This is a genomic window from Pseudarthrobacter quantipunctorum (assembly GCF_045291495.1).
In the GTDB taxonomy this organism is placed as follows: domain Bacteria; phylum Actinomycetota; class Actinomycetes; order Actinomycetales; family Micrococcaceae; genus Arthrobacter; species Arthrobacter quantipunctorum.
This window is the reverse complement of the sequence record NZ_CP148033.1, coordinates 1,878,807-1,903,202: the sequence shown is the minus strand read 5'-3', so window position 1 is coordinate 1,903,202 and position 24,396 is coordinate 1,878,807. Positions and strand designations below refer to the sequence as shown.

General features: G+C 66.4%; 23 protein-coding genes. 1 reads left to right on the top strand and 22 read right to left on the bottom strand.

Annotated elements, in window-relative coordinates; translation table 11 throughout:
- Position 1 precedes the first annotated feature (1 nt).
- The 13 genes from WHH00_RS08795 to pyrR all read right to left on the bottom strand — a co-directional run bounded on the left by WHH00_RS08795 (position 2) and on the right by pyrR (position 15,182).
- A complete protein-coding gene (locus tag WHH00_RS08795; RefSeq protein ID WP_406638114.1) occupies positions 2-2,110 on the bottom strand; it encodes a primosomal protein N' in 2,109 nt (702 codons plus the stop codon).
- A gap of 167 nt (positions 2,111-2,277) precedes the next feature.
- Entirely contained in the window at positions 2,278-3,513 is a 1,236-nt protein-coding gene (gene metK, locus WHH00_RS08790) for a methionine adenosyltransferase (protein WP_406638112.1), read from the bottom strand.
- Between the two features lie 87 nt (positions 3,514-3,600).
- Positions 3,601-4,842, bottom strand: coding sequence for a bifunctional phosphopantothenoylcysteine decarboxylase/phosphopantothenate--cysteine ligase CoaBC (gene coaBC / locus WHH00_RS08785; protein ID WP_406638110.1), 1,242 nt, complete (start codon positions 4,840-4,842; stop codon positions 3,601-3,603).
- Positions 4,843-4,879: 37 nt separating this feature from the next.
- Positions 4,880-5,140, bottom strand: a complete 261-nt coding sequence (rpoZ, locus tag WHH00_RS08780) for a DNA-directed RNA polymerase subunit omega (protein ID WP_139029262.1) — start codon at positions 5,138-5,140, stop codon at positions 4,880-4,882.
- A gap of 15 nt (positions 5,141-5,155) precedes the next feature.
- On the bottom strand, positions 5,156-5,752 hold the full coding sequence (gene gmk, locus WHH00_RS08775; RefSeq protein ID WP_350003174.1) for a guanylate kinase: 597 nt from the start codon (positions 5,750-5,752) through the stop codon (positions 5,156-5,158).
- 46 nt (positions 5,753-5,798) lie between these two features.
- A complete protein-coding gene (gene mihF / locus WHH00_RS08770) occupies positions 5,799-6,116 on the bottom strand; it encodes an integration host factor, actinobacterial type (protein WP_174174766.1) in 318 nt (105 codons plus the stop codon).
- Between the two features lie 110 nt (positions 6,117-6,226).
- Complete coding sequence (pyrF, locus tag WHH00_RS08765; protein ID WP_231454249.1) at positions 6,227-7,099, bottom strand: orotidine-5'-phosphate decarboxylase; 873 nt, start codon at positions 7,097-7,099, stop codon at positions 6,227-6,229.
- Complete coding sequence (carB, locus tag WHH00_RS08760) at positions 7,092-10,406, bottom strand: carbamoyl-phosphate synthase large subunit (RefSeq protein ID WP_406638107.1); 3,315 nt, start codon at positions 10,404-10,406, stop codon at positions 7,092-7,094. Before carB ends, pyrF begins: the two co-directional genes overlap by 8 nt.
- Entirely contained in the window at positions 10,406-11,713 is a 1,308-nt protein-coding gene (gene carA / locus WHH00_RS08755) for a glutamine-hydrolyzing carbamoyl-phosphate synthase small subunit (protein WP_406638106.1), read from the bottom strand. The genes carB and carA overlap by 1 nt, the downstream gene beginning before the upstream one ends.
- 4 nt (positions 11,714-11,717) lie before the next feature.
- On the bottom strand, positions 11,718-12,236 hold the full coding sequence (locus tag WHH00_RS08750) for a hypothetical protein (protein WP_350003166.1): 519 nt from the start codon (positions 12,234-12,236) through the stop codon (positions 11,718-11,720).
- The gene (locus tag WHH00_RS08745) at positions 12,236-13,573 is read right to left on the bottom strand and encodes a dihydroorotase (protein WP_406638104.1); all 1,338 of its coding nucleotides are present in this window, start codon (positions 13,571-13,573) and stop codon (positions 12,236-12,238) included. The genes WHH00_RS08750 and WHH00_RS08745 overlap by 1 nt, the downstream gene beginning before the upstream one ends.
- The gene (locus WHH00_RS08740; protein ID WP_406638102.1) at positions 13,573-14,598 is read right to left on the bottom strand and encodes an aspartate carbamoyltransferase catalytic subunit; all 1,026 of its coding nucleotides are present in this window, start codon (positions 14,596-14,598) and stop codon (positions 13,573-13,575) included. The genes WHH00_RS08745 and WHH00_RS08740 overlap by 1 nt, the downstream gene beginning before the upstream one ends.
- The gene (gene pyrR / locus WHH00_RS08735) at positions 14,595-15,182 is read right to left on the bottom strand and encodes a bifunctional pyr operon transcriptional regulator/uracil phosphoribosyltransferase PyrR (protein WP_406638100.1); all 588 of its coding nucleotides are present in this window, start codon (positions 15,180-15,182) and stop codon (positions 14,595-14,597) included. The genes WHH00_RS08740 and pyrR overlap by 4 nt, the downstream gene beginning before the upstream one ends.
- 177 nt (positions 15,183-15,359) lie before the next feature.
- On the opposite strand from pyrR, the gene WHH00_RS08730 reads away from it, so the two are divergent.
- Positions 15,360-16,637, top strand: a complete 1,278-nt coding sequence (locus WHH00_RS08730) for a PrsW family intramembrane metalloprotease (protein ID WP_406638098.1) — start codon at positions 15,360-15,362, stop codon at positions 16,635-16,637.
- Positions 16,638-16,743: 106 nt separating this feature from the next.
- On the opposite strand, the gene nusB is transcribed toward WHH00_RS08730, so the two are convergent.
- The 9 genes from nusB to ruvX form a co-directional block, all read right to left on the bottom strand.
- Positions 16,744-17,154, bottom strand: coding sequence for a transcription antitermination factor NusB (nusB, locus tag WHH00_RS08725; RefSeq protein WP_231456291.1), 411 nt, complete (start codon positions 17,152-17,154; stop codon positions 16,744-16,746).
- Positions 17,154-17,717, bottom strand: coding sequence for an elongation factor P (gene efp, locus WHH00_RS08720; RefSeq protein ID WP_050054941.1), 564 nt, complete (start codon positions 17,715-17,717; stop codon positions 17,154-17,156). Before efp ends, nusB begins: the two co-directional genes overlap by 1 nt.
- Positions 17,718-17,897: 180 nt before the next feature.
- Positions 17,898-18,416: a tetratricopeptide repeat protein gene (locus WHH00_RS08715; protein ID WP_350003155.1), complete on the bottom strand. Its 519-nt coding sequence runs from the start codon at positions 18,414-18,416 to the stop codon at positions 17,898-17,900.
- Positions 18,416-19,507, bottom strand: a complete 1,092-nt coding sequence (gene aroB, locus WHH00_RS08710; protein WP_231456293.1) for a 3-dehydroquinate synthase — start codon at positions 19,505-19,507, stop codon at positions 18,416-18,418. The genes WHH00_RS08715 and aroB overlap by 1 nt, the downstream gene beginning before the upstream one ends.
- Positions 19,504-20,070 carry a shikimate kinase gene (locus WHH00_RS08705; protein WP_400516131.1) on the bottom strand — a complete coding sequence of 189 codons (567 nt, stop codon included), beginning with the start codon at positions 20,068-20,070 and terminating at the stop codon, positions 19,504-19,506. Before WHH00_RS08705 ends, aroB begins: the two co-directional genes overlap by 4 nt.
- Positions 20,071-21,270, bottom strand: a complete 1,200-nt coding sequence (gene aroC / locus WHH00_RS08700; RefSeq protein WP_350003149.1) for a chorismate synthase — start codon at positions 21,268-21,270, stop codon at positions 20,071-20,073.
- A gap of 26 nt (positions 21,271-21,296) precedes the next feature.
- On the bottom strand, positions 21,297-22,157 hold the full coding sequence (locus tag WHH00_RS08695; protein WP_406638094.1) for a shikimate dehydrogenase: 861 nt from the start codon (positions 22,155-22,157) through the stop codon (positions 21,297-21,299).
- On the bottom strand, positions 22,154-23,800 hold the full coding sequence (mltG, locus tag WHH00_RS08690; protein ID WP_406638092.1) for an endolytic transglycosylase MltG: 1,647 nt from the start codon (positions 23,798-23,800) through the stop codon (positions 22,154-22,156). Before mltG ends, WHH00_RS08695 begins: the two co-directional genes overlap by 4 nt.
- A complete protein-coding gene (gene ruvX, locus WHH00_RS08685) occupies positions 23,797-24,393 on the bottom strand; it encodes a Holliday junction resolvase RuvX (protein WP_406638090.1) in 597 nt (198 codons plus the stop codon). Before ruvX ends, mltG begins: the two co-directional genes overlap by 4 nt.
- Positions 24,394-24,396: the final 3 nt, after the last annotated feature.

Here is a 24,396-nt window from a genome sequence, read left to right as displayed (position 1 = left end):
CCTAGAGGACGTCGATGCCGTCCAGCCGGAGCTGGAAGGGTTCGCTGGAGCGTTTGGCCGCGGCTGCAGCCCTGGTGACACGCAGGACACGGGTGACGGCGCCGGCCTGTCCATAGGGGAAGAAGAGCAGGGTGCGCACATCCTCCGCTGAGCGGCGGGGCGATGGCGGACCGTTCAGCACCACGGGTACCGGTCCGGCTGTCCGCAAGGTGATTCCCCCGGAGGCCAGGTCCGCTGCCACGGCCGCCGTGTAATGCTCGACGGCGGCGCGCGGCCCGGTAACGGACGCGGTGCGGACCGCGGGGGGAAGCTGCAGCTCCGCCCGCAGCGACAGTTCCCGCTCCGCATAACCGGCCGGATCCCAGCGAAGCAGGGCACCCACGGCAGCTGTATCCGCGGCGGTGACCACCACCAGCCCGCCGTCCGATGCAGGACGCACCAGCGCGGCCGCATTGAACCACCGCCGCACGGTGTCCTCGCCGGCGCGCAGTGTCTCACGGCGCAGGAGGGAATCGCCGTCCAGGAGCAGCGCTGCCGCGTATCCCCCATCCGCCACGGGTTCGGCACCCACCGTGGCCACCACCAGTGCCTTGCCCGAACCGACGGCAGCCTTCACCTGGTCCCCCGAGGAAGTGACGACGGCCTTGCCGGGAAAGGCGCGGCCGAGCTCCTCGGCTGTCCTGATGACTCCGGTGGCGCCCTTGCGCAGGCGCCGGCCGCCGCAGTGCACGCAGTGCCAGTCCGGCGCCGGCGTGGAGCACCAGCGGCATTGAGGCATTGCGGACGTGCCGCTGGCGCCTGCTACGGCCAAGGGTCCCTGGCAGCTGCCGCAGCGGGCCGGCTCGCGGCACATCTCGCAGGCGAGCGACGGCGCATATCCGGCGCGGGCCACCTGGACAAGGACCGGTCCACGCTCCAGCCCTTCCTTGGCGGCCCGCCATGCGGCACCGGGCAGGCGGGCGATCCTGGCCAGCGGATCCCGCTCCTGCTCGAAGCTGTCAGCAGTGTTGACGATGCGCGGGACCGTCCTGCGGACGTCAGGGCGGCCGGCTTCGACAGCACGCGCCCAGCCTGCCGCTACCAGCCGCTGGGCCTCCGTGCTGCGGGAGTGGCCCGCAAGGAGGCAGGCGGCATCTTCCTGTTCGGCCCGCAGGAGCAGCACCTCGCGGGCGTGCGCATACGGGGCGCGTTGCTCGATGTGGAGGTCGTCGCCGTCGTCCCAGCAAACCACCAGGCCCAAGTCCTGCACAGGGGCAAAAGCTGCAGACCTTGTCCCGATGGCAACCCGGGCGGTCCCCGCCAGGAGCCGAAGGAAATTGCGGTAGCGCGGGGTGGGACCGTCATCGGCCACCAGCCGGGCAACGGCGTCTTCGGGCAGCAGGGCATGGAGCGCCTCTTCAAGGCGGTCGAGGTCACGGTAATCGGGTACCACCACCACGGCGCCCCGCCCTGAAGCGTAGGCGGCGGCCACCGCTTCCGCCAAGAGCCGGGGCCATCCCGCCGGGCCGTATCCCTGCAGCGGGTTCAGTACGGCCCTTGGGGAACCGCCCCCGGCCAGGTGGTGGAGGAAGGCCTGGCCGTTCTGATAGGCCGCCCAGGCACCCGGCAGGGTGGCCGGCGCGGGACCGGCTTGAAGCTGTGTGGCCTCGCGCGGTTCTGCCTTGTCCGGCGCTGCCGGCGCGTCCGGTTCCGCCGCGACGAACTCCTTTTCCAGTTTCGCGACCCGGGGCGGGACAGCGACCCGGAGGACGTCGCTGACCGTGCCGGCGTAGCGTGCGGCGACGGAAGCTACGAGCTCCCGGACAGCGGGCGTGAGCACGGAAACCGGGGACACAACCTTTGCCAGGGGCACCAGGGTGTGTCCGGCGTCGGATTCGGCAACGCGTTCCATCAGGAAACCGCTGAGGTCCTGGCCGTTGAACTTGACCTTGACCCTGACGCCCGGCATGGCAGCTTCGTCGAGGGTGTCCGGAACCCCGTAATCGAAGAGCCGGTCCAGGTGCGGCAGTGAGGATTCCACCAACACCCGGGCTACGGGCAGGTGCTTGGCCAGCTGCGGGCCGGCGGGCCGGGCGGTGGACGGAAAGCCCTGCAGGAGTGAGGGCTGCACGGCACCGGGGAGGTCCAGGGACGGCTGGACAGGACTGTCAGCAGCGATTGCAGTAACCTCCGTTCGGCTCCCTGATGGACTAGCCCAGCCAAGCACAGGGCACTGACATGTTGCCGGAGGCCGAGATACAGGCGTAGTTACAGGCAGCCAGTCCGGCGGTGCGGGGCCTAGGCGTTGAAGAACGCCTTGAGGTCGTCCACGCGGTCCAGCCGCTCCCAGGTGAAGTCAGGCTCGTCGCGGCCAAAGTGTCCGTGCGCCGCGGTCTTGGCGTAGATGGGCCGCTTCAGGTCCAGTGCGTCGATGATGGCTCGGGGGCGCAGGTCGAAGATCTCCGCGATGGCGGCACTGATGCGGGCCGGGTCAACCGTTTCCGTGCCGAACGTTTCCACGTAGGTGCCCACCGGACGTGCCTGGCCGATGGCGTAGGCGATCTGGATTTCTGCACGTTTGGCCAGCCCTGCGGCAACCACGTTCTTGGCAACCCAGCGCATGGCGTATGCGGCGGAGCGGTCAACCTTGGACGGGTCCTTGCCCGAGAAGGCGCCGCCGCCGTGCCGGGCCATGCCGCCGTAGGTGTCCACGATGATCTTGCGCCCGGTCAGGCCGGCATCACCAACGGGGCCGCCGATCACGAACTCACCGGCCGGGTTCAGGATGTTGCGGACGCGGGAGAGATCGAGGTTGGCCCCTGCCAGCACCGGCTTGATGACCACCGAGGCAAGGTCCGCGCGGAGCCGCTCGAGGCTCGCGCCTTCGGCATGCTGGCTGCTGATGACAACGGTTTCCACGGAGACCGGGACATCCTTGTCATAGCCCACCGTCACCTGGGTCTTGCCGTCGGGGCGGAGGTATGCCAGTTCGCCTGATTTGCGGACTTCGGTGAGCCGCTCGGAGAGCCGGTGCGCCAGCCAGATGGGCAATGGCATGTAGGAGGGTGTTTCGTCGCTGGCGTAGCCGAACATCAGGCCCTGGTCGCCGGCGCCCTGGAGGTCGTAGTCGTCTTCCTGCCGCCCTTCGCGGGCTTCGAGCGAGTTGAAGACGCCGCCGGCGATGTCGTTGGACTGCTGGCCGATGGACACGGACACCCCGCAGCGGGCGCCGTCGAATCCGTTGGCTGATGAATCGTAGCCGATGCCCAGGATGGTCTCGCGCACGATCTGGGGGATCTCGACGTAGGCATCAGTGGTGACCTCGCCCGCAACGTGCACCAGGCCCGTGGTGGCCATGGTCTCCACCGCAACCCGCGATTCGGGGTCCGCAGCCAGCAGCGCATCCAGGATGGCGTCACTGATCTGGTCGCAGATCTTGTCCGGATGGCCTTCGGTAACCGACTCGGAAGTGAAGAGCCGCAGCGCGCTGGGGGTGGCTTCGGACGTGTGGGGAAGGTGCAGCGGTAAAGTCACTCAACTACCTTACTGGTTGGAATCCGGACTCCCCGAAGGGAAGCCTCTGGAGATGTCTCCGTACTAAGCAAACGTGGCGTGGAACACTCAGGGTCGCGGCGACACAGAATTCAATTCATGGCCGATCCGGCTGATGACGGCTGCGGAAACCTCCGTCTTGGTTCCGGACGCCTCCTGTGGTTCGGAGCCGGAGCGGGCCAGGATGACAACGGAATTGGTGTCCTGCCCGAAGACCCTGTCCGTGCCCACGTGGTTGACCACCAGCAGGTCGCAGCCCTTGCGCTGCAGCTTCGCCCGGGCGTGCGCCAGGACATCACCGTCGCTGTCTCCGGTCTCGGCCGCAAAGCCGACAATCAGCTGCTGCCGCCCGCCCGGGGCGGCACTGTTCCGGAGTTCCACGAGTTCGTGCAGGATGTCCGGGTTGCGGACCAGCGTGATGACGGGGTCGTCGCGGTCGTCGCGCTTCTTGATCTTGGTGTCGGAAACAGCCGCGGGGCGGAAGTCTGCAACGGCCGCGGACATGATGACGACGTCGGAGTCGGCTGCCGCCGCAAGCGCGGCTTCGCGAAGCTGCAGGGCAGTTTCCACGGGAACAACCTCGACGCCGGAGGGCGGGGGAACGTCCATGTGGGCTGCCAGCAGGCGGACGGTCGCGCCGGCGTTCCGGGCGGCTACGGCGAGGGCGACCCCCTGCTTCCCGGAGGACCTGTTGCCCAGGAAGCGCACCGGATCCAGGGGTTCGCGGGTTCCACCGGCACTGATGGTGACAATGCGGCCTGCCAGCGGCAGCTGGAAGTCCGCCTGTCCTTCCACCAGCGCCATGGCGGCATCGAAAATAGCATCCGGTTCCGGGAGCCTGCCCGGACCGGAATCAGCCCCCGTGAGCCTGCCGCTGGCAGGTTCCAGGACGGCGGAGCCGCGGCTTCGCAACGTTTCCACATTGGCTTGGGTTGCCGGGTGCTGCCACATCTCGGTGTGCATGGCCGGGGCAAACAAAACGGGGCCGCGGGCCATCAGCAGGGTGTTGGTCAGCAGGTCCCCGGCCTGTCCGGTGGCCGCTTTTGCCAGGAGGTCGGCGGTGGCCGGGGCAATGACGATCAAGTCAGCCTCGTGGCCCAGCCGCACGTGGTTGACCTGGTGGACGTCGTCGAAGACGCTGTTGCTGACCGGGTTTCCGGACAACGCCTCCCACGTGGCAGTGCCAACGAACCGGGTGGACGCCTCGGTTGGGATCACCGTGACGTCGTGGCCGGCTTCAGTAAAAAGCCGGAGGAGCGATGCCACCTTGTAGGCGGCAATCCCTCCCCCGACTCCGAGGACTATGCGCACGTGACCTCCGTCAACAGCAAGTCAGTTCGGCGGCAGTTTACTCTGCCGGCTGGATCGGCGTGGAAACCAGCTTGCCTTCGTTGATTTCGCGCAGTGCGATCGAAAGCGACTTCTCGTTCAGCTTGGTGTCAACCAGCGGGCCGACGTATTCGAAAAGGCCCTCGTGCAGCTGGGCGTAGTAAGCGTTGATCTGACGAGCACGCTTGGCACCGAAAATCACCAGGCCGTACTTGGAATCGGCTGCCTCGAGCAGCGAGTCGATCGGCGGGTTGATGATGCCTTCAAGGTTCGTGGACACGAATTCTCCAAAGTTCTAGCGGGCTGACGGTTCCGGCGCTCCATGCGGGTGCGGGGTCAGCCCCATGAGTGAAACAAGCTCGTCCGCTGCCCGGCGAACGTCGTCATTGATGACGGTGTAGTCGAACTCCGGTTCAGCAGCAAGTTCCAGTTTAGCGGTTTCCAGCCGGCGCTGCTGTTCCTCCGGTGTTTCCGTGCCGCGGCCCACCAGGCGGCGGACCATTTCGTCCCAGCTGGGCGGGGCCAGGAAAACAAACTGTGCGTCCGGAACGGCGGCCTTCACCTGCCGGGCACCCTGCAGGTCAATTTCCAGGAGCACTGACCGGCCCTCGGCGATGGCCTGGTTGACGGTGCTTTTCAACGTCCCGTAGGTGTTCTGCCCATGGACCACGGCCCATTCCAGGAGTTCACCGTCGGCAATAAGCTGCTCGAACTCTTCCTTGGACTTGAAGAAGTAGTGGACGCCGTCCTGCTCGCCGGGGCGGGGCGCCCGGGTGGTGGCGGAAACGGACAGCCACACCTCGGGATAGTTGTCGCGGATGTAGGTGGACACGGTGCCTTTGCCAACAGCCGTCGGACCAGCGAGGACTGTCAGTCCAGGTTTCTTGCTCACGTATTCCTTTGCCGGGGTTTGGGGTGGGCGGACCTGGCGGCCCGGCCTAACTCTCGTCTATAAAATCTACCAGCGCGCGGCGCTGGTGGATGCCCAGGCCGCGGACCCTGCGGGAGGCCGCGATTCCCAGCTGGTCCATGATGGCTGCCGCCCGGACCTTTCCGATGCCGGGGAGGGCCTCAAGGAGTTCGGAGACCCTCATGCGGGCCAGCGCTTCGTCCTGCAGCGCGGAACTGATGATGTCCGCGGCGGACCTCTCGCCGTTTTTGAGGCTTTCCTTGGCCGCCGCACGGGTGGCCCTGGCTGCTGCTGCCTTATTTAGGGCCTCAGCCCGTTCCGATGCGGATAACGGTCGCAGGACCATGGTGCACACCCCCGGATTCGGTGGACGGGTCCAGGGGCGACCGCCCTTGGACCTGTCCTGAAACTACCCTTTGGTGCTGCCCGAATCAATGCATCCGGAGAAACGGACCACTATTCGCCGCGGAGCCCATCCAGGGTCCGTTGCGCCGCATCCCGTAGTCCGCGCCGCTCCGGCCCGGCGGACAGGATGTCCCTGCTCGAGGTGCCCAGGACCTGCGGGTACGCTGCGCCAAAGGTTGCGCGGAGGTCGGCCGGTGTTGCACCCTGCGCGCCGAGCCCCGGGGCCAGGACCGGGCCGCGCACGGCGGCCAGGTCCAGGTCCAGCTCGGACAGGGCAGACCCCACGGTTGCCCCGACCACCAGTCCTACGGAGCCGAGGCTCCCCTGGTAACGGCGGTTCTCCACCGCAGCCGCCTGTGTGATCCGGCGGGCAACGGAGTCCGCTCCCCCGACGTGCTGGACGGACGCGCCCTCGGGGTTGGACGTCAGGGCAAGGACGAAAACGCCGCGGCCGGTCTCGGCTGCCAGGTCCAGCGCGGGGCGCAGCGACTCGAAGCCAAGGTAGGGACTGAGCGTGACTGAATCCGCCGCCAGGGGCGAATCGTCCCGGAGCCAGGCGTCGGCATAGGCCGCCATGGTGGAGCCGATGTCGCCCCGCTTGGCGTCAGCGATGGTGAGCACCTGCTCGTCGCGTGCTTCGGCGAGGAGCTCCTCAAGGACAGCCATCCCCGCGGAGCCGTGGCGTTCGTACAGCGCCACCTGGGGCTTGATGGCGGCAGCGAGCGAAGCCACGGCCTCCAAGACCGTCAGCGAGAAGCGCCTCAGGCCGGCGACGTCGTCGTCCAGCCCCCAGCCCTTCAGCAGGGCAGGGTGCGGATCGATGCCGACGCACAGCGGGCCGCGGGCGGCCATGGCGGCACCCAGCCGGGAGCCGAAAGACTCCCGGCCGGGTGTTTCAGGGGATGGCACTGCCTGCTTAGGCATGCTGCAGCGCCACCCTCTGGGACTCAGCCAGAGCTGCGGCATGCTCCTGCAGGCTGGTGACGGACCACTCGTAGGTCCGCATCGCCTCGATCGCCTGCACGGCGGCGTTGAACTCCGCCACCGTGGTGATGCACGGAATGCCGATGGAGGTGGCGGCTGCGCGCAGCTCATAGCCGTCACTGCGGGCCTCGCCGCCGGACGGCGTGTTGAAGACCATGTCGATCTCGCCGGCGATGACCAGGTCTGCGATGGTGCCTTCGCCCTCGGCGCTGCTGCCCTCTGCCACCTTCCGGACAGGGGTGGCCTGGATGCCGTTGCGGCGCAGGACGTCCGCGGTGCCGCCGGTGGACACGATTTCGAAGCCGAGGTCCGAGAGCCGCTTGACACCCATGATCACGGAGCGCTTGTCCCGGTTGGCCACGGAGACAAAGATCTTGCCTTCGGTGGGCAGGGCGTTGTTGGCTGCGGCCTGGCTCTTGGCGAACGCGGTGTCGAAGTGCTTGTCGATGCCCATGACCTCGCCGGTGGAGCGCATTTCGGGGCCGAGCAGGGAGTCAACCACCTTGCCCTCAAGGGTGCGGAAGCGGCTGAACGGCAGGACTGCCTCCTTGACGGACACCGGGGCGTCCAGGGGAAGAGTGGAACCGTCGCCCACCTCGGGCAGCATCTTGTAGGCGCTGCGGAGCTGGCCGATGGTCACGCCGGTGCCGATCAGGGCAGCTGCCTTGGCCATCTGCACACCGGTGGCCTTGGAGACGAACGGCACCGTGCGGGAGGCGCGGGGGTTTGCCTCCAGGACGTACAGGACGTCGGAGGCCAGGGCGAACTGGATATTGATCAGCCCGCGGACGCCCACGCCTTCGGCGATGGCGCGCGTTGCGGTCCGTACCCGTTCCAGGACGTTGGTGCCCAGGGTGATGGGCGGCAGGACGCAGGCGGAGTCGCCGGAGTGGATGCCGGCTTCCTCGATGTGCTCCATGATGCCGCCCAGGTACATGTCGGTCCCGTCGAAGAGGGCGTCGACGTCGATTTCGACGGCGTCCTCCAGGAAGCGGTCGATCAGTACCGGGTGGTCCGGGGTGATTTCCGTGGCGTTGGCAATGTAGCGGGAAAGGTTGGGCTCGTCGTAGACGATCTCCATGCCGCGGCCGCCCAGCACGTAGGACGGGCGGACCAGGACCGGGTAGCCGATTTCGTCGGCGATCTTCTTGGCGTCCTCGAAGGACACGGCGGTGCCGTTCTTCGGGGAAATCAAGCCGGCCTTGTCCAGGACGCGGGAGAACATGCCGCGGTGCTCGGCGAGGTCGATGGCCTCCGGGGACGTGCCCAGGATCGGAACGCCGGCGTCCGCCAGCTGCTGTGCCAGTTTGAGGGGGGTCTGGCCGCCGAGCTGGACGAACACGCCCATCACGCCGCCGGTGCGTTCCTCAGCCGCGATGACCTCCAGCACGTCCTCGAGCGTCAGCGGCTCGAAGTACAGGCGGGTGGAGATGTCGTAGTCGGTGGAGACGGTTTCCGGGTTGCAGTTGACCATCACTGTCTCGTACCCGGCCTTGCGCAGCGCCATGGAGGCGTGCACGCAGGAGTAGTCGAACTCGATGCCCTGGCCGATCCGGTTGGGGCCGGAGCCGAGGATCAGGATGGACGGCTTGGAGTGCAGCGCAACCTCGTCCTCCTCGTCGTACGCCGAGTAGTGGTACGGCGTGTAGGCGGCAAACTCCGCCGCGCAGGTGTCCACGGTCTTGTAGACCGGACGGATGCCCAGGGCCTGGCGGACGCCGCGGACCACGGCTTCGGAGTTGTGCGTGAGGGCGCCGATCTGCTCATCGGAGAAACCGTGGCGCTTGGCGCGCTTCAGCATGTCCGCCGTCAGCGCACCGGCCTGGCGGATTTCGCGGGAGATTTCGTTGAGCAGCTGGAGCTGGTCAAGGAACCAGGGATCGATCTTGGTGGCCTCAAAGAGGTCCTCCACGGTGGCGCCGCCCAGGAGCGCGCGCTGGACCTGGTGCAGGCGTTCGGTGGTGGGACGCTTGGCCTTCTCGATGAGCTCCGGAACTTCCCATTCGGGAACGGAGCTGAAGTCCAGCTGCGAGCCCTTCTGCTCCAGGGAGCGCAGGGCCTTCTGCAGGGCTTCGGTGAAGTTGCGGCCCATGGCCATGGCCTCACCCACCGACTTCATGGTGGTGGTCAGCGTGTTGTCCGCTGCCGGGAACTTCTCGAACGCGAACCGCGGAACCTTGACCACAACGTAGTCCAGGGTCGGTTCGAAGGACGCCGGGGTCTTCTGGGTGATGTCGTTGGGGATTTCGTCCAGCGTGTAGCCCAGGGAGAGCTTGGTGGCGATCTTGGCGATCGCAAAGCCCGTGGCCTTCGAGGCCAGCGCCGAGGAGCGGGAGACGCGGGGGTTCATCTCGATGACCACCACGCGGCCGGTGGCGGGGTCGATGGCGAACTGGATGTTGCAGCCGCCGGTGTCCACGCCCACTTCGCGGATGACGGCGATGGAAATGTCGCGCAGCCGCTGGTACTCGCGGTCGGTGAGGGTGAGGGCCGGCGCCACCGTGATGGAGTCGCCGGTGTGGACGCCCACGGGGTCGAAGTTCTCGATGGAACAGACCACCACGACGTTGTCGTTCTTGTCCCGCATCATCTCGAGCTCGTATTCCTTCCAGCCGAGGATGCTCTCTTCGAGCAGCACCTCGCTGGTGGGGCTGTACTGCAGGCCCTGGCCCACGATGCGGCGGAGGTCGTCCTCGTTGTAGGCCAGGCCGGAGCCCAGGCCGCCCATGGTGAAGGAGGGGCGGACCACCATGGGGTAGCCCAGGTCCTCGGCGGCCGTCAGGGCCTCGTCCATGGTGTGGATGATGTGGCTGCGGGCCGACTCGGCGCCGCAGCGCTCCACGACGCCCTTGAACTTTTCGCGGTCCTCGCCGAGTTCGATGGCGGCGATGTTGGCGCCGATGAGCTCCACGTTGTACTTCTCGAGGACGCCGTTCTTGTCCAGGGCGATGGCGGTGTTCAGCGCGGTCTGTCCGCCCAGGGTGGGCAGGACGGCGTCCGGGCGTTCCTTGGCGATGATTTTCTCCACCACCTCGGGGGTGATGGGTTCGATGTACGTGGCGTCGGCGAACTCGGGGTCGGTCATGATGGTGGCCGGGTTGGAGTTGACCAGGATGACCCGCAGGCCTTCCTCCTTGAGGACGCGCAGCGCCTGGGTTCCGGAGTAGTCGAACTCGGCGGCCTGGCCGATGACGATCGGGCCGGAACCAATGACGAGGACGCTCTTGAGATCTGTACGTTTCGGCATTACTTCTTGTCCTCAGTCTTGTTGTCGGAATTTTTCGGCGTTGCCGGGCCTGCGCCTGTGTTGTCCGCCTGCGCGGGGTGTGCGGAGTCCACGGGCTCCTTGGACAGGTTCGCGGTCCTGCCGTCCCGGGTGCCCTCCATCAGCTCGATGAAGCGGTCGAACAGGTAGGCGGCGTCGTGCGGACCGGCCGCAGCCTCCGGGTGGTACTGCACGGAGAAGGCGGGGATGTCCAGGCAGGCGAGCCCTTCCACGACGTCGTCGTTCAGGCTCACATGGCTGACCTCCACGCGGCCGTAGCGCTCCTCCGGAGCCATCGTGGCGCCGTCGAGCGGTGCATCCACGGCAAAGCCGTGGTTCTGGGAGGTGATTTCCACCTTGCCGGTGCGGCGGTCCATGACGGGCTGGTTGATGCCGCGGTGTCCATAGCGGAGCTTGTAGGTGCCGAAGCCAAGCGCGCGGCCCAGGATCTGGTTGCCGAAGCAGATGCCGAAATACGGCAGCTTCTCGTCCAGGACGGAACGGAGCAGCTTGACCTGTGCGTCTGCCGTGGCGGGGTCACCGGGACCGTTGGACATGAAGAAGCCGTCCGGGCTGACGGCTTTGACGTCCGCCAGGGTGGCGGTGGCGGGCAGCACGTGGACGCGGACGCCGCGCTCGGCGAACCGGACCGGAGTCATAGCCTTGATGCCAAGGTCGATCGCCGCGATGGTGAAGCGGGGCTCACCCTCCCAGCCGTGGTCCTTCGGCTCCACCACGTAGGCCTCGTCAACGCTGACTTCCTCGGCAAGGCGGGAGCCCTCCATGGGTGCGCTGGCCAGGACAGCATCAACCAGTTCCTTGTCCGTAGCCTGGGCGGCCTCCCCGGAGAAGATGCCGGCGCGCATGGTCTTGTGCTCGCGCAGGTGGCGGGTGATGGCGCGGGTGTCCACACCCTGGATGCCCACGATCCCCTGGGCCACCAACTCCTCGTCCAGTGAGCGCTCGGAGCGCCAGTTCGAGGGGCGGCGGGCGGCGTCGCGGACAATGTAGCCCGCAACCCAGATGCGCCGGGACTCAGCGTCCTCGCTGTTCACGCCGGTGTTGCCGATGTGCGGGGCCGTCTGGACCACGAGTTGGCGGGCGTAGGAGGGGTCCGTGATGGTTTCCTGGTAGCCGGTCATGCCCGTGGCGAAGACTGCTTCTCCGAGGGCGGTTCCGGTGGCGCCGTAGCTGCTGCCGCGGAAGATGCGGCCGTCTTCGAGCACCAGCGCAGCTGGAGCGGAAACAGAAGTTGATACTGGGGCGGTTGTTGCTGTGTTTGTTGTCACTGTCTTACTTTCCACTGTTGGCGTCAGCCGCCGGGGCTGAAGAAATCAAATCCTGAAGTGCTTCGAAGAGCCGGTCCTTGTCCGCCGCGCGGCGGGTGCGGAAGCCGGAGTCCAGTTCGTGGCTGCCATGCACCCACGCCAGCACCACGAGTCCGTCCTTTTCCACGAACTTACCTGCCATGCCGCTGTCCTGCCGGACTCCGGTGAGCGACGCGGCCGGTATGTAGAGGGCGGGCGCACCGGACCGGTCGAAAAGGACGCCGTGCGGAAACACCTCGAGTGTGGCATTGGTGCGGATGCCCAGGCCGTGCACGGCGATCCGGTCCAGCCAGTCCCCCGCGGTGGTGGTGGCCACGTACTGGCCTTCCGCGCCGGCGATCGGCTCCCCCGGTTCGGCGGGCACCGCAGGCAGCCGGTCGACGTCGGACTGGCGGCGGAGCCTGCTGCGCCAGCCGATGGCGAGGAGGACAAAGACGACGGCGATGATCGCCAGCATCGCCAGTCCGGGAAGGATTTTGTCCATCAGGCGACGCCTGCGGTTGCGTCGGCGTACGGGTAGGGCGTGTTGAGTTCACCGTCAAGGACGGTGGGGTGCCCCTTGAAGAACGTGGCCACCACTTTGCCGGGCAGTTCCCGTCCCTTGAACGGCGAGTTCCGGCCCATGGTGGCCATCCGGAACGGATCAACGGTCCAGCGCGCCGCCGGATCCACCAGGATGACGTTGGCGGGCTCCCCCGCTGCCAGCGGCCTGCCCTGGTCGGCCAGACGGCCGATCTTCGCCGCGGCGGTGGAGGTGACGCGTGCGAAGTCCGCCCACGTCATGAGGCCGGTTTCGATCATGGTGTGCTGGACCACCGAGAGGGCGGTTTCCAGCCCGGTCATGCCCATGGCAGCCTGCGCCCACTCGCACTCCTTGTGCTCGCTGGGGTGCGGGGCGTGGTCCGTACCCACGACGTCGATGGTGCCGTCCGCCAGGCCTGCACGCAGCGCCTGGACGTCCGCGTCGGTGCGCAGCGGCGGATTGACCTTGAAGACGGGGTCGTAGCTGCGGACAAGGTCATCGGTCAGCAGCAGGTGGTGCGGGGTAACCTCCGCCGTGACGTTGATTCCGCGCTCCTTGGCCCAGCGGATGATTTCCACGGAGCCGGCAGTAGAGACGTGGCAGACATGCAGCCGGGAGCCGACGTGCTGCGCCAGCAGGACGTCGCGGGCAATGATGCTTTCCTCGGCGACGGCGGGCCAGCCGGCGAGGCCGAGGACCGCGGACACCTCGCCCTCGTTCATCTGCGCGCCGGCGGTAAGGCGCGGCTCCTGCGCGTGCTGGGCCACCACGCCGTCGAACGCCTTGACGTACTCCAGGGCGCGGCGCATCAGCACGGGGTCGTGGACGCAGATGCCGTCATCGGAAAACATGCGCACGCGTGCCCGGGAATCGGCCATGGCGCCCAGCTCGGCCAGCTGCTCGCCCGCCAGGCCCACGGTGACCGCACCGACCGGCCGCACGTCCACCCAGCCTGCTGTCCGGCCGAGGGTGTAGACCTGCTCCACCACGCCTGCGGTGTCTGCCACAGGCGTGCTGTTGGCCATGGCGTGCACCGCGGTGTAGCCGCCGAGCGCCGCTGCGCGGGTGCCCGTCTCCACGGTTTCGGCGTCCTCGCGGCCGGGCTCGCGCAGGTGGGTATGGACATCCACCATGCCTGGCAGTGCCACCAGGCCTGCGGCATCAATCACGGTGGCCCCGTCAACTGACAGGCCGGTTCCGGTCTCGGCGATGACGCCGTCACGGATCAGCAGGTCCGCCGGTTCGCCGCCCAGGATCGAGGCGCCGCGGATCAGGTAGGTTCCGGTGTTGCCTGCCATCAGTTGCTCTCCTTGGTGGGATGGGTGCCGGCGTACGCCAGGGCGGGGGTGGCGGCTGGTTCGCGGGTATCCCCGGAAAGCAGCAGGTAGAGGGCGGCCATCCGCACCGAGACGCCGTTGCGGACCTGGGCCAGCACGGTGGAACGGGGTGAATCGGCGGCCGTAGCGGAAATTTCCAGGCCCCGGTTCATGGGGCCCGGGTGCATGATGATGGTGTCCTTCATGCCCAGGGTGTCCAGGGCTTTCAGGCGGTTGTCATCGAATCCCCACCGCCGGGAGTATTCACGGGTGCTGGGGAAGAAGGATGCGTTCATGCGCTCGCCCTGGACGCGCAGCATCATGACGGCGTCTACGCCCTGCTCGAGCGTTTCGTCCATGTTGTAGCTGACCTTGCAGGGCCACTTTTCGACGCCGATGGGAAGCAGCGTGGGCGGCGCCACCAGGGTGACTTCCGCTCCGAGGGTGCGGAGCAGCCAGACGTTGGAACGGGCAACCCTGGAGTGCAGGACGTCGCCGGCGATGGCCACGCGCATGCCCTTGAGGTCCGCGCCTTCGGAGCCGGTGCCGGCCAGGCGGGACCAGTGCCGGCGCATCGTGAATGCATCCAGCAGGGCCTGGGTGGGGTGTTCGTGCGTACCGTCGCCCGCGTTGATCACGGCAGCGTCAATCCAGTCCGTCGCTGCGAGGCGGTGCGGTGCGCCCGAGGCCCAGTGGCGGATGACGACGGCGTCCGCTCCCATGGCTGACAGCGTCTGGGCAGTGTCCTTGAGCGACTCACCCTTGGACACCGAGGAGCCCTTGGCCGCGAAGTTGATGACATCCGCGCTGAGCCGCTTGGCGGCAGCTTCAAAGGAGATCCGGGTGCGGGTGGAGTCCTCGAAGAAAAGGTTGACCACGGTGCGTCCGCGCAGGGCCGGGAGTTTCTTGACCTCGCGGTCCCCTACCGCGGCCATCTCCTCAGCGGTGTCGAGGATCCGGATTGCATTGGCCAGGCTGAGGTTTTCGGTGGAGAGCAGGTGTTTCATGAGCGGCCCTCGATGACTACCTCGTTGACCGGCGTGCCGCCAGGGGCAGTGTCGGTCTCAGCCAGCCGGACCCGGACCTTTTCGGCCGACGATGTGGGCAGGTTCTTGCCCACGTGGTCTGCACGGATGGGCAGTTCGCGGTGGCCGCGGTCGATCAGCACGGCGAGCCTGACGATGCGCGGACGGCCGAGGTCGATGAGCGCGTCGAGTGCGGCGCGGATGGTGCGGCCGGAGTACAGGACGTCGTCAATGAGGACAACCACCTTGTTGTCGATTCCCGTCCGGGGCAGTTTGGTGGGGTACGGCGGCCTGGTCCCCTGGTGAGAAAGGTCATCGCGGAACATTGTGACATCCAGCTGGCCAACGATGGCGGCGGCATCAACGCTGCTGTCCGCGGCGGCGATTTTTTCGGCGAGCCGGAGCGCCAGCGGGTAGCCGCGCCGCGGGATGCCCAGCAGGACGAGGTCCTGGGATCCCTTGTTCGCTTCAAGGATCTCATGGGCGATACGAGTGAGGGCCCGGTCAATGTCCGCCTGGCTGAGGACAACCCTGGCTGGAACCGGTGCGCTGGTGACAGATGTCAACGCTCGTCTCCCCTTTCCCCGCCTCACAGGACGGAATTAAAAAAGGATCATGTGCGTTTCAAAATTACCACACGGGTTTCCCGGAGCCCCTGCCGGAATGACGCGGTACTGATCACACTGCAACGGCCCGGTACCGCGGTCCTTGGAGGGGCCGCGGCTCGCACCTAGGCTTTCGTTATGCCGATAAATCCCCGACACCCTGCCTCCGGGCATCCCGACGATCCCTGGCTGCAAGGAACTGCGCCGCTCCCGGGCGAAGCCAACCCTAGCTGGATGGGGCACGTGGAGCCGGGGAACTACCGCCCGGCTCCGGGGCACGTTGGCAGGCCGGTGGACACGGTATTGCCGCCACAGGTCCAGGGAGCCGTGGTGAAGGGCAGCCGGTCCCGCAGCGGCCTGGTGGGATTGACTGTCGGCGGCAGTACCCTTGCCTTCCTCAGCCTGTTCCTGGTGATCCCGTTCCTGCTGTCCAACACAGGGCCGGCCGGGTTCCTGGTGGGCTTCCTCGCATCCCTGGTGCCCCTTTCCGTGGTTCTTTTGGCCGTGCACATCATCGACAAGTGGGAGCCTGAGCCGAAGCGGCTCCTTTTCTTCGCCTTTACCTGGGGCTCGGCGGTGTCCATTGCGGTCACCCTGCTGATCCAGCCGTTCTTTGTCCTGGCGTTCCAGTTTTCCGACGAAGCCGACCTTCAGGCGTATATGGCCACGGTGCAGGCGCCCATCGTGGAGGAGTTCGCAAAGTCCCTGGGGCTGCTGATAATCCTCCTGCTGGCGAGGAAGCACTTTGACGGGCCGGTGGATGGTGTGGTATTTGCGTTCACCATCGCAGGAGGTTTCGCTTTTACGGAGAACATCCTGTATTTCGGCCGGGCCGTGGCGGAGTCCGCGGATCCCGCCAGTGATTTCGCCCAGGTCTTCTTCCTCCGCGGCGTCATGTCCCCCTTTGCCCACGCCATCTTCACCGGCACCACGGGGCTGGTCATGGGGTTCGCGGCCCGGCGCTGGCATGTGGGGGCCTCGGTGGCAGCCTTTTTCGTGGGGCTGCTGCCGGCCATGTTCCTGCACAACCGCTGGAACAGCATGGGGCAGGGCTTCCTGGCGGAGTACATCATGGTCCAGGTGCCCATCTTTTTCCTCGCCGTGGGCGGCATCATCCTCTTGCGGGTGGCGGAAAAGCGCCTGACCCGGCAGCGCCTGCTGGAGTACTCCGCAGCCGGCTGGTTCACGCCGGCGGAGGTGGAGCTGATGGCCACCCTGGGTGGCCGGCGCACTGCCTTGGGCTGGGCTGGAAGCTACGGCAAGAAACGGCAAATGAAGGAGTTCTTGAAGGCCGCCACCCAGCTGGCCAACACACGCCAGCGTATCCTGAGCGGCCGTGACGTCCAGCTCCACCAGGCCGAGGAGCGGCAGCAGCTGCAGCGCATCCTGGCCCTGCGGGCCGCCGTCGCACGCTGAAATTTTTCCGTCCAGCCAAGCGGACCTTAACAGCGGAAGGCCGGCCGCCACATGCGTGGCGGCCGGCCTTCTGGTGTTGCTGTGTACAGCTGGGTGTAACTGCTGCTCAGGCGAGCAGCGACGGCTTCAGCTGCTGCAGCCGTCCCAGCAGGCCGTTGATGAACTGCGGTGATTCGTCGGTGGACAGCGTCTTCGCCAGCGCCACAGCTTCGCTGACCGCGACGCCGTCCGGGACGTCGTCGTTGTACAGAAGCTCCCAGGTCCCGATGCGCAGGATGATGCGGTCCACGGAGGGCATCCGCTCCAGGCTCCAGCCCTGGGAGTACGTCTCCAGGAACTCGTCGATGGCTGCCTGCTGGGAGACAACGCCCTCAACGATTTCGATGGTGTAGGGATTAACCACCTGGTCCGTCTTTTCGCGCCGCGAGCGGATCACGTCAAAGGCCGAAACCGAGCGCTGCTCAGCTTCGAAAAGAACATCCAGTGCCCTGTTACGGGCTTTACCGCGGGCGCTCACTACTCGGTGACCCGGCCCAGGTAGCTGCCGTCGCGGGTGTCCACCTTGACCTTGGTGTTGTTCTCGATGAACAGCGGCACCTGGATCTCGTAGCCCGTTTCCAGGGTTGCGGGCTTGGTGCCTGCGGAGGAGCGGTCGCCCTGCAGGCCCGGCTCGGTGTAGGTGATTTCGAGGACAACGCTCGGGGGCAGTTCGATGTACAGCGGGGTGCCCTCGTGGATGGCGATGTTGACCATCTGGTTCTCAAGCATGAAGTTGGTGGCGTCGCCCACGGTGGCTCCGGAGACCGTGATCTGGTCGTAGTCGGAGGTGTCCATGAACACGAAGTCCGCACCATCCTGGTACAGGTACTGGTAGTCGCGGCGGTCCACGGTGGCGGTCTCGATCTTGAGCCCGGCGTTGAACGTCTTGTCCACAACCTTGCCGGACATCACATTGCGCATCTTGGTGCGGACAAACGCACCACCCTTGCCTGGCTTGACGTGCTGGAATTCAATGATGTTCCAGAGCTGGCCCTCAAGCTTCAGGACCGTTCCGTTCTTGATGTCGTTAGTGGTTGCCACTGTTTCCTCTGGTTTCTCTGTCTGGTCGCGTTGTCAGACGTTGTATGCCGGGCAGACAGACCAAAAGGGCTGCCGGCGCGTGTTTGTCAAAAATCGGGAGGTTAAAAATTCAAGAACCATTCTACCGGTAAATTGCGGGCACCTTTGGGCCAAGGCCGCAAGCGGGGATCCCGGCAGCGTTCAGCAGGCAAGCTCCAGCACGTCCCGGGCACGCTGCAGCGCCACTGTGGATGAGTAGATCTGCGCCGCGTCGGCGGACTGTGCCACCCGAAGGTCCAAGGCCCGTGCAAAGGATTCAACGGCCGCAGACGTCTGACCGGCGCTGTACTGGGTCTTGCCCAGGAACTGCCACACAAGGGCCTCCCGCGGCGTTCCCTGCACCTCGGCAAGAAGCTGGCGGAACAGTTCAACGGCGCGGTCCAGCCGGTTGGAGACGCGAAGCACTTCAGCCTCGAAGGTGCGCAGCCGGAAGGACTCCGGATCCTTGAAACGCGCCTCTGCAAGCAGTTCGGCGGCCTCGGACGCATGTCCTTCCACCAGGAGAACAAAAATATGGTCGGCGGGGTCCGTGGATACCGCCAGCGCCGCCCGGCAGGCGTCCTGGTTCACAATTTCCGGCAGCAGGGATTCCGGGTTGATCCGGATGCCCGGGAAACCGGCATCCGGCCAGTCTGCCGTACCTCCCATGTCGCCCTGCATCAGGAAGCAATTTCCTGGTAGGCCGCGAACAGCAGCGAGGTGTCCGGGACGTCAAGGATCCCCGGCTTTGCAACGCCGTCCAGGACGACGAACCGCAGCAGGTCCCCGCGGGACTTCTTGTCCCGGCGCATCCCGTCAAGCAGCCCCTGCCAGCGGTCCCGCCGGTAGGTGACCGGCAGCCCCAGGCTCTCAAGGATGCTCCGGTGCCGGTCGGCGTCGGCATCGCTAAGGCGCCCAACGCTGCGGGCCAGTTCGGCGGCGAACATCATGCCCACCGAAACGGCGGCACCGTGGCGCCACGAGTACCGCTCAACCAGTTCGATGGCGTGGCCCAGGGTGTGCCCGTAGTTCAGGATTTCCCGGAGCCCGGATTCCTTCAGGTCCTCGGAGACCACCTTCGCTTTAACGGCGATGGCACGTTCAATCAGTTCACGAAGTACGTCGGACTGGGGATCCACTACTGCCGTGGGGTCCTTTTCCACGAGGTCCAGGATCGCGGGATCGGAGATGAAGCCGCACTTGATGACTTCCGCCATTCCGGAAATCATCTCGTTCCTCGGCAGAGTCTCAAGGGTGTCCAGGTCAGCCAGGACCGCGGCCGGGGGGTGGAATGCACCCACGAGGTTCTTGCCCTCCGCGGTGTTGATTCCGGTCTTCCCGCCCACGGACGCATCCACCATGCCGAGCAGGCTGGTGGGCATGTGAATGACCTTGACGCCGCGCAGCCAGGTGGCGGCGACGAAACCGGCGAGGTCCGTGACCGCACCTCCCCCGACGGCAACAATGGCGTCGGAGCGGGTGAAGTCGTTCTGCCCAAGGACCTGCCAGCAGAAGGCGGCCACCTGGATGTGCTTGCCCTCTTCGGCGTCCGGGATTTCCGCAGTCAGCGAGGTGAATCCGGCTGCAGCCAGTTCGTCGCGGACGGTGTCACCGGTCAGCCGCAGGGCACGCGGATGGATCACGAGAACACGGCGGACGCGTTCCCCCAATAAACCGGGCAGGTCACCGAGCAGCCCCCGGCCGACGACGACGTCATAATTCTCGGCAGCGGTCCCGCCGGTGACGCTGATGACTGTTGATTGGGTGCTCACTTTTCAACTTCCTGTTTGGCAGCTGCGTGGTCGCGCAGTGCTGCTTCGAGCCGGCCGCCCAGCTCGGAAACCGAGCCGTGGCGCACGTCCAGGGTGATGTCTGCAAGCCGTTCGTAAACCGGCTTGCGGGTGGCGAACATGGCCGTCCAGCGGCCCATTGCGTCCCCGGCCAGCAGCGGGCGCCCGGAGTTCCGGGCAATGCGGCCGGCGACAGTTTGTGCGTCGCATTCGAGGTACACAACGGTGCAGCGGCTGATGAGCTGCTGTGTCCCGGAGTCGAGCACCGCCCCGCCGCCCAGGGAGATGACGGTGACGGTATCGTCTGCCGCTTCGACGACGGCGGCTACCGTCCGTGCCTCGATCTCACGGAACGCGTGCTCGCCGCGGCCGGCAAAGATGTCCGAAATGGATCCGTGCCCTGCAACGATAACAGCGTCTGTGTCGACGAAGGGAACTCCGAGCTGCAGCGCCAGCTGCTGCCCGATGGCCGATTTTCCGACCGCCATAGGCCCGATCAGGACGATGGGCCGCCCTGCGGGTCCGGTCTTGCTGCGGTGGGGCACTTACTGGCCGATCGAGTCCAGGGACGCCGGAATGTTGTCCAGATAGCCCTTGATGTTCCGTGCGGTTTCGGCCACTGAGTCGCCGCCAAATTTCTCGGTGACTGCCTCGGCCAGCACCAGGGCGACCATGGCCTCGGCCACCACGCCGGCAGCCGGCACAGCGCACACGTCCGAACGCTGGTGGTGCGCCTTGGCGGGTTCGCCCGTGCTGACGTCGATGGTCTTCAAGGCGCGCGGGACGGTGGCAATGGGCTTCATGGCTGCGCGGACACGCAGGACGTCGCCGATGCTCATGCCGCCTTCGATGCCGCCGGCACGGTTGCTGGTACGGATGATCCGGCCGTCGGCGTCCCTGACGATTTCGTCATGGGCGGCAGAGCCGCGGCGGGATGCGGTCAGGAAGCCGTCACCGACCTCCACTCCCTTGATGGCCTGGATTCCCATCAGTGCCGCGGCAAGGCGGGAATCAAGCCTCCGGTCCCAGTGGACGTAGCTGCCCAGTCCCGGCGGGAGCCCGTAGGCAAGGACCTCTACCACGCCGCCCAAGGTTTCGCCCTCCTTGTGCGCCGCGTCCACCTCGGCCACCATGGCGTCGGAGGTTTCCCGGTCGAAGCAGCGCAGTGGATCGGCGTCGAGCGCAATGACGTCGGCCGGCACGGGGAGCGGGCGCCCTTCGGGAACCGTGACGCTCGCAATGCTGACGGTGTGGCTGACCAGCTCGATGCCGAGGTGCTTGAGGAATTGCGCCGCCACGGTGCCCATGGCCACCCGTGTTGCAGTTTCGCGTGCGCTGGCACGCTCCAGGACGGGCCGGGCCTCGTCAAAGCCGTACTTCTGCATACCCGTGAAGTCCGCGTGGCCGGGACGGGGGCGGGTCAGCGGCGCGTTCCGTGCCTGGTCCGCAAGGACTTCCGGATCCACGGGGTCGGCAGACATGATCTGCTCCCACTTGGGCCATTCGGTGTTTCCCACCTGGATGGCGACGGGCCCGCCCTGCGTCAGCCCGTGGCGGACGCCGCCGAGGATGGTCACGACGTCCTGCTCGAACTTCATGCGTGCTCCACGGCCGTAGCCCAGCCGGCGGCGCGCCAAGGAGTCTGCGATGTGCCCGCTGGTGATTTCCACACCGGCGGGGACGCCTTCAATAATTCCCATCAGAGCCGGACCATGGGATTCACCGGCAGTCAACCAACGCAACATATCTTCCATCCTGCCACGGGGGGCGGTTACAAAGCCCGTCGGGGAAGGCCGACTGAGGCGCACATCACATCTATGACGGCCGCATTGACGTCATCGCCGCGGCGGGTAAAAAGGCGTACCTGTTCCACTGCCTGGTACAGCAGCATCTCCAGGCCGGGCACCACGGTTCCGCCTCCGGCCTGCCATACGGAGGCGAGCAAACTGGGCCACGGATCGTAGGCAACGTCCAGCAGGACACCGGGCAGGCTGGTCTTCAGGGAAGCCAGGTCAGCCGCCAGTCCGTCCGCCGCACGCGGCGGGAGGGTGGAAATGACGACGTCGGCCGCTGACGTGTGGCGGGCCGCCTCAGCCAGGGTGAGGATCTCCAAGGAGAAGTCCAGGCCCGCCGCAGCAGCGCGGACATCGGCCGTCCGGGATGTGTCCCTGACGAAGACCCGGGCATGGGTGGCACCAAGCTCCTTGAGCGCCGCGACGGCCGAAGCGGCCGTTCCCCCTCCCCCAAGGATGACCGCGGCCGGAGCCTCACCGGCGCCCGCGTGCCGCAGTGCATTCACGATGCCGGCAACATCGGTGTTGGAGCCAACGGCGCGCCGCGTGCCCCCGTCCTCCTCAAACGTGACGGTGTTCACCACGCCCAACGTCCTGGCAACCCCGCGGACTTCATCCACCTGCCCGAGCATGGCCGTCTTCAACGGCATTGTCACTGAGAGGCCGCGCCAGCCCGGCTGGTCGCGGATCTGCCCCATCAGGGATGGCAGCAGTTGCTCCGTGACGTCGATTGCCGTGTAGCTGATCCCGATCCCAAGCTGGCCGTAGGCAGCCAGGTGCAGTGCCGGGGACTTTGAGTGGCTTATCGGATGGCCCAGGACGGCAGCCCGAAGGCTCACGTGCAACGTCCCACGTTGGCCGTGCACCAGGCGTTGTACTGCTCAACGTAGCGGTTGTGTTCATCCAGCGTCTTGGAGAACTTGGTCTCCTTGGTGTCCAGGTTGATGGTCACCCAGTACAGGAAGTCATTGGTCTTGGGTTTGGCGGCAGCGTCGATCGCCGTCTTTCCCGGAGACCCGATAGGTCCTGGAGGCAGGCCGGGGTTCGCATAGGTGTTGTATGGATTGGACTTGTCCTGGCGCTGTTCGTCAGTGAAGTTGTAGCTCTTCGTTCCCAGTCCGTAGGTCACGGCGGAGTCCACCTGCAGGAAGCCGCCGGTCTGGTCGTTGGGCTTGAGCCGGTTGTAGATGGCACCGGCCACGTCCCCGTACTCCGCCTGGCCGCCCTCGGCCTGGACGATGCTGGCGACGATCACGGCCTCGTACTGCTTGGCCGGGTCCGTGATGCCCTGCGACACAAGTTCGTCAGTTGTGATCTTAACCAGGGACTGGAGGATGTCCTTTGCCGGAGTGCCAAGGGGGAAGCGGTGCTCCCCCGGCGCCAGGTATCCCTCGAGGTTTTTGGCATTGGCCGGAAGACCGAACTGCGCCGGCTCGTTGCTGAGGGCCTGCAGGTCCTGGAAGGAAATCCCGGACCCCTGCGAGATCGCCTGCAGTGACTCCCCAATGCGCAGTCCGGCGCTGAGCGCGAAGTAGATGACTTTTTCCTGGTCCTTGCCCAGGAGGACGTTCACGGCGTCGGAGTTCTTCATCTCCGACTTGAACGTGTAGTCACCCGGGGAAAGGATGCCGCCGGATGCGCTGAAGCTCTGAAGGAACGTGTCGGCGTTGGCCACCACCCCTTCGGTTTCCAGCTTGGAGGCGACGGACCGCGTGCCTTCGCCGTTTTCGACGGTAACCATCACTTCTCCGGAACCAGGGCCGGGGAAGTCGCTGGGCTTGTCGCTGCCAAGCAGCGGCTTGAGGAACTGCGCTCCGACGGCGACAGCCGTGACGAAGACGGCAAGGGTCAGGAAAAGCGCCAGGAGCCGCCGGCGCCGGCGCACCTTCTTGGAGGGTTTGGCCACTACGGTTGCTGCGGCCGAGGCGGGAAGAAGTCCATGGTGGTGTGCATCGTCGTCGTGCCCCTCTTCAAAGTGGGTCCCGTCACCGTGCCCTTCCTCGTAGTGCGTCCCGTCGTAGTGGCCATCGTGCTGGTGCACGCCTGCAGCATAGCCGTGACTGTCCGCGTAACCGCGTTCGTCATAGTGGGATTCGTCGTTGTGGTTCACGTCTGCTGCGTGCTGGTGCCCTGCCAGGGCCGGCTCCCATGAATCATGCCCGGCGGGTTCGTGGGGCTCGTCCTGGATGGACGGCGGGATGGCAGGAGCAGCCGGAATCACGGGCTCGTCCGCCCGGTCCTGCGGTGCCGGTTCTTCACGCAATGGTTCATCCTGACGCCGGGGGTCTGCTTCTGCGGCCGCGGGGGGTTCCGCGGGCAGCGGTGGAATGTCGTGGCCGGTCTCGTATGCCTGCTCCGGAACGGCATCGAGGCCGCCGGTGTTAAGGGTCTTCTCCCGTGCGCGGAGTTCCTTGCGGGTGAGCGGCCTTCCTGCCCCCGCGTCCAGAGGGCTGGAAGAGTCGTCAATGTTGGCAGGGCTCACTGGTGCCTTCCATTATCTGAAGATCGGTCCGTATCACCGGGTGCGGCGGGCGCTGTTTCCGGCCCGCTGCCTTCCATGTCCACGGAAGAGGGTGGCGCCGTCACTCGTGAGCCGACGTCCGCTCCCCTGGCTTTCTGCATGTCGATGGCGTGCTGAAGGATACCTGCCGCCGCGACCTGATCAACTACTTTACGGTGGTTCCTGCTGCTCATGCCAGCTTCGTGCAGGCTCCGGTGGGCGCTGACACTGCTCAGGCGTTCATCCACCAGGTTCACCGGCACCGGCAGGTCCCGGGCAGCGAGCTCGCCGACCAGCAGGTGTGCGTAGTCCGTGGCCATCACGGCAGAGGCCCGTTCCTCACCCTTCATGGTGCGTGGCAGGCCCACAAAAACCTGCACGGCGCCGAGTTCCTGGACCAGTTTGGCGATGACCCGGACGTCCGAGTTCTTTTTCGCGTTGCGGTCCAGCGTCTTGTACGGGGTGGCCAGGATGGATTCCCGGTCGCAGATGGCAACCCCCACCCGGACGGTGCCGACGTCCACCCCCAGTTTGATGCCCTGGGGGTAGTCGCCGGCAGCAGCAGGATCGGTCATCGG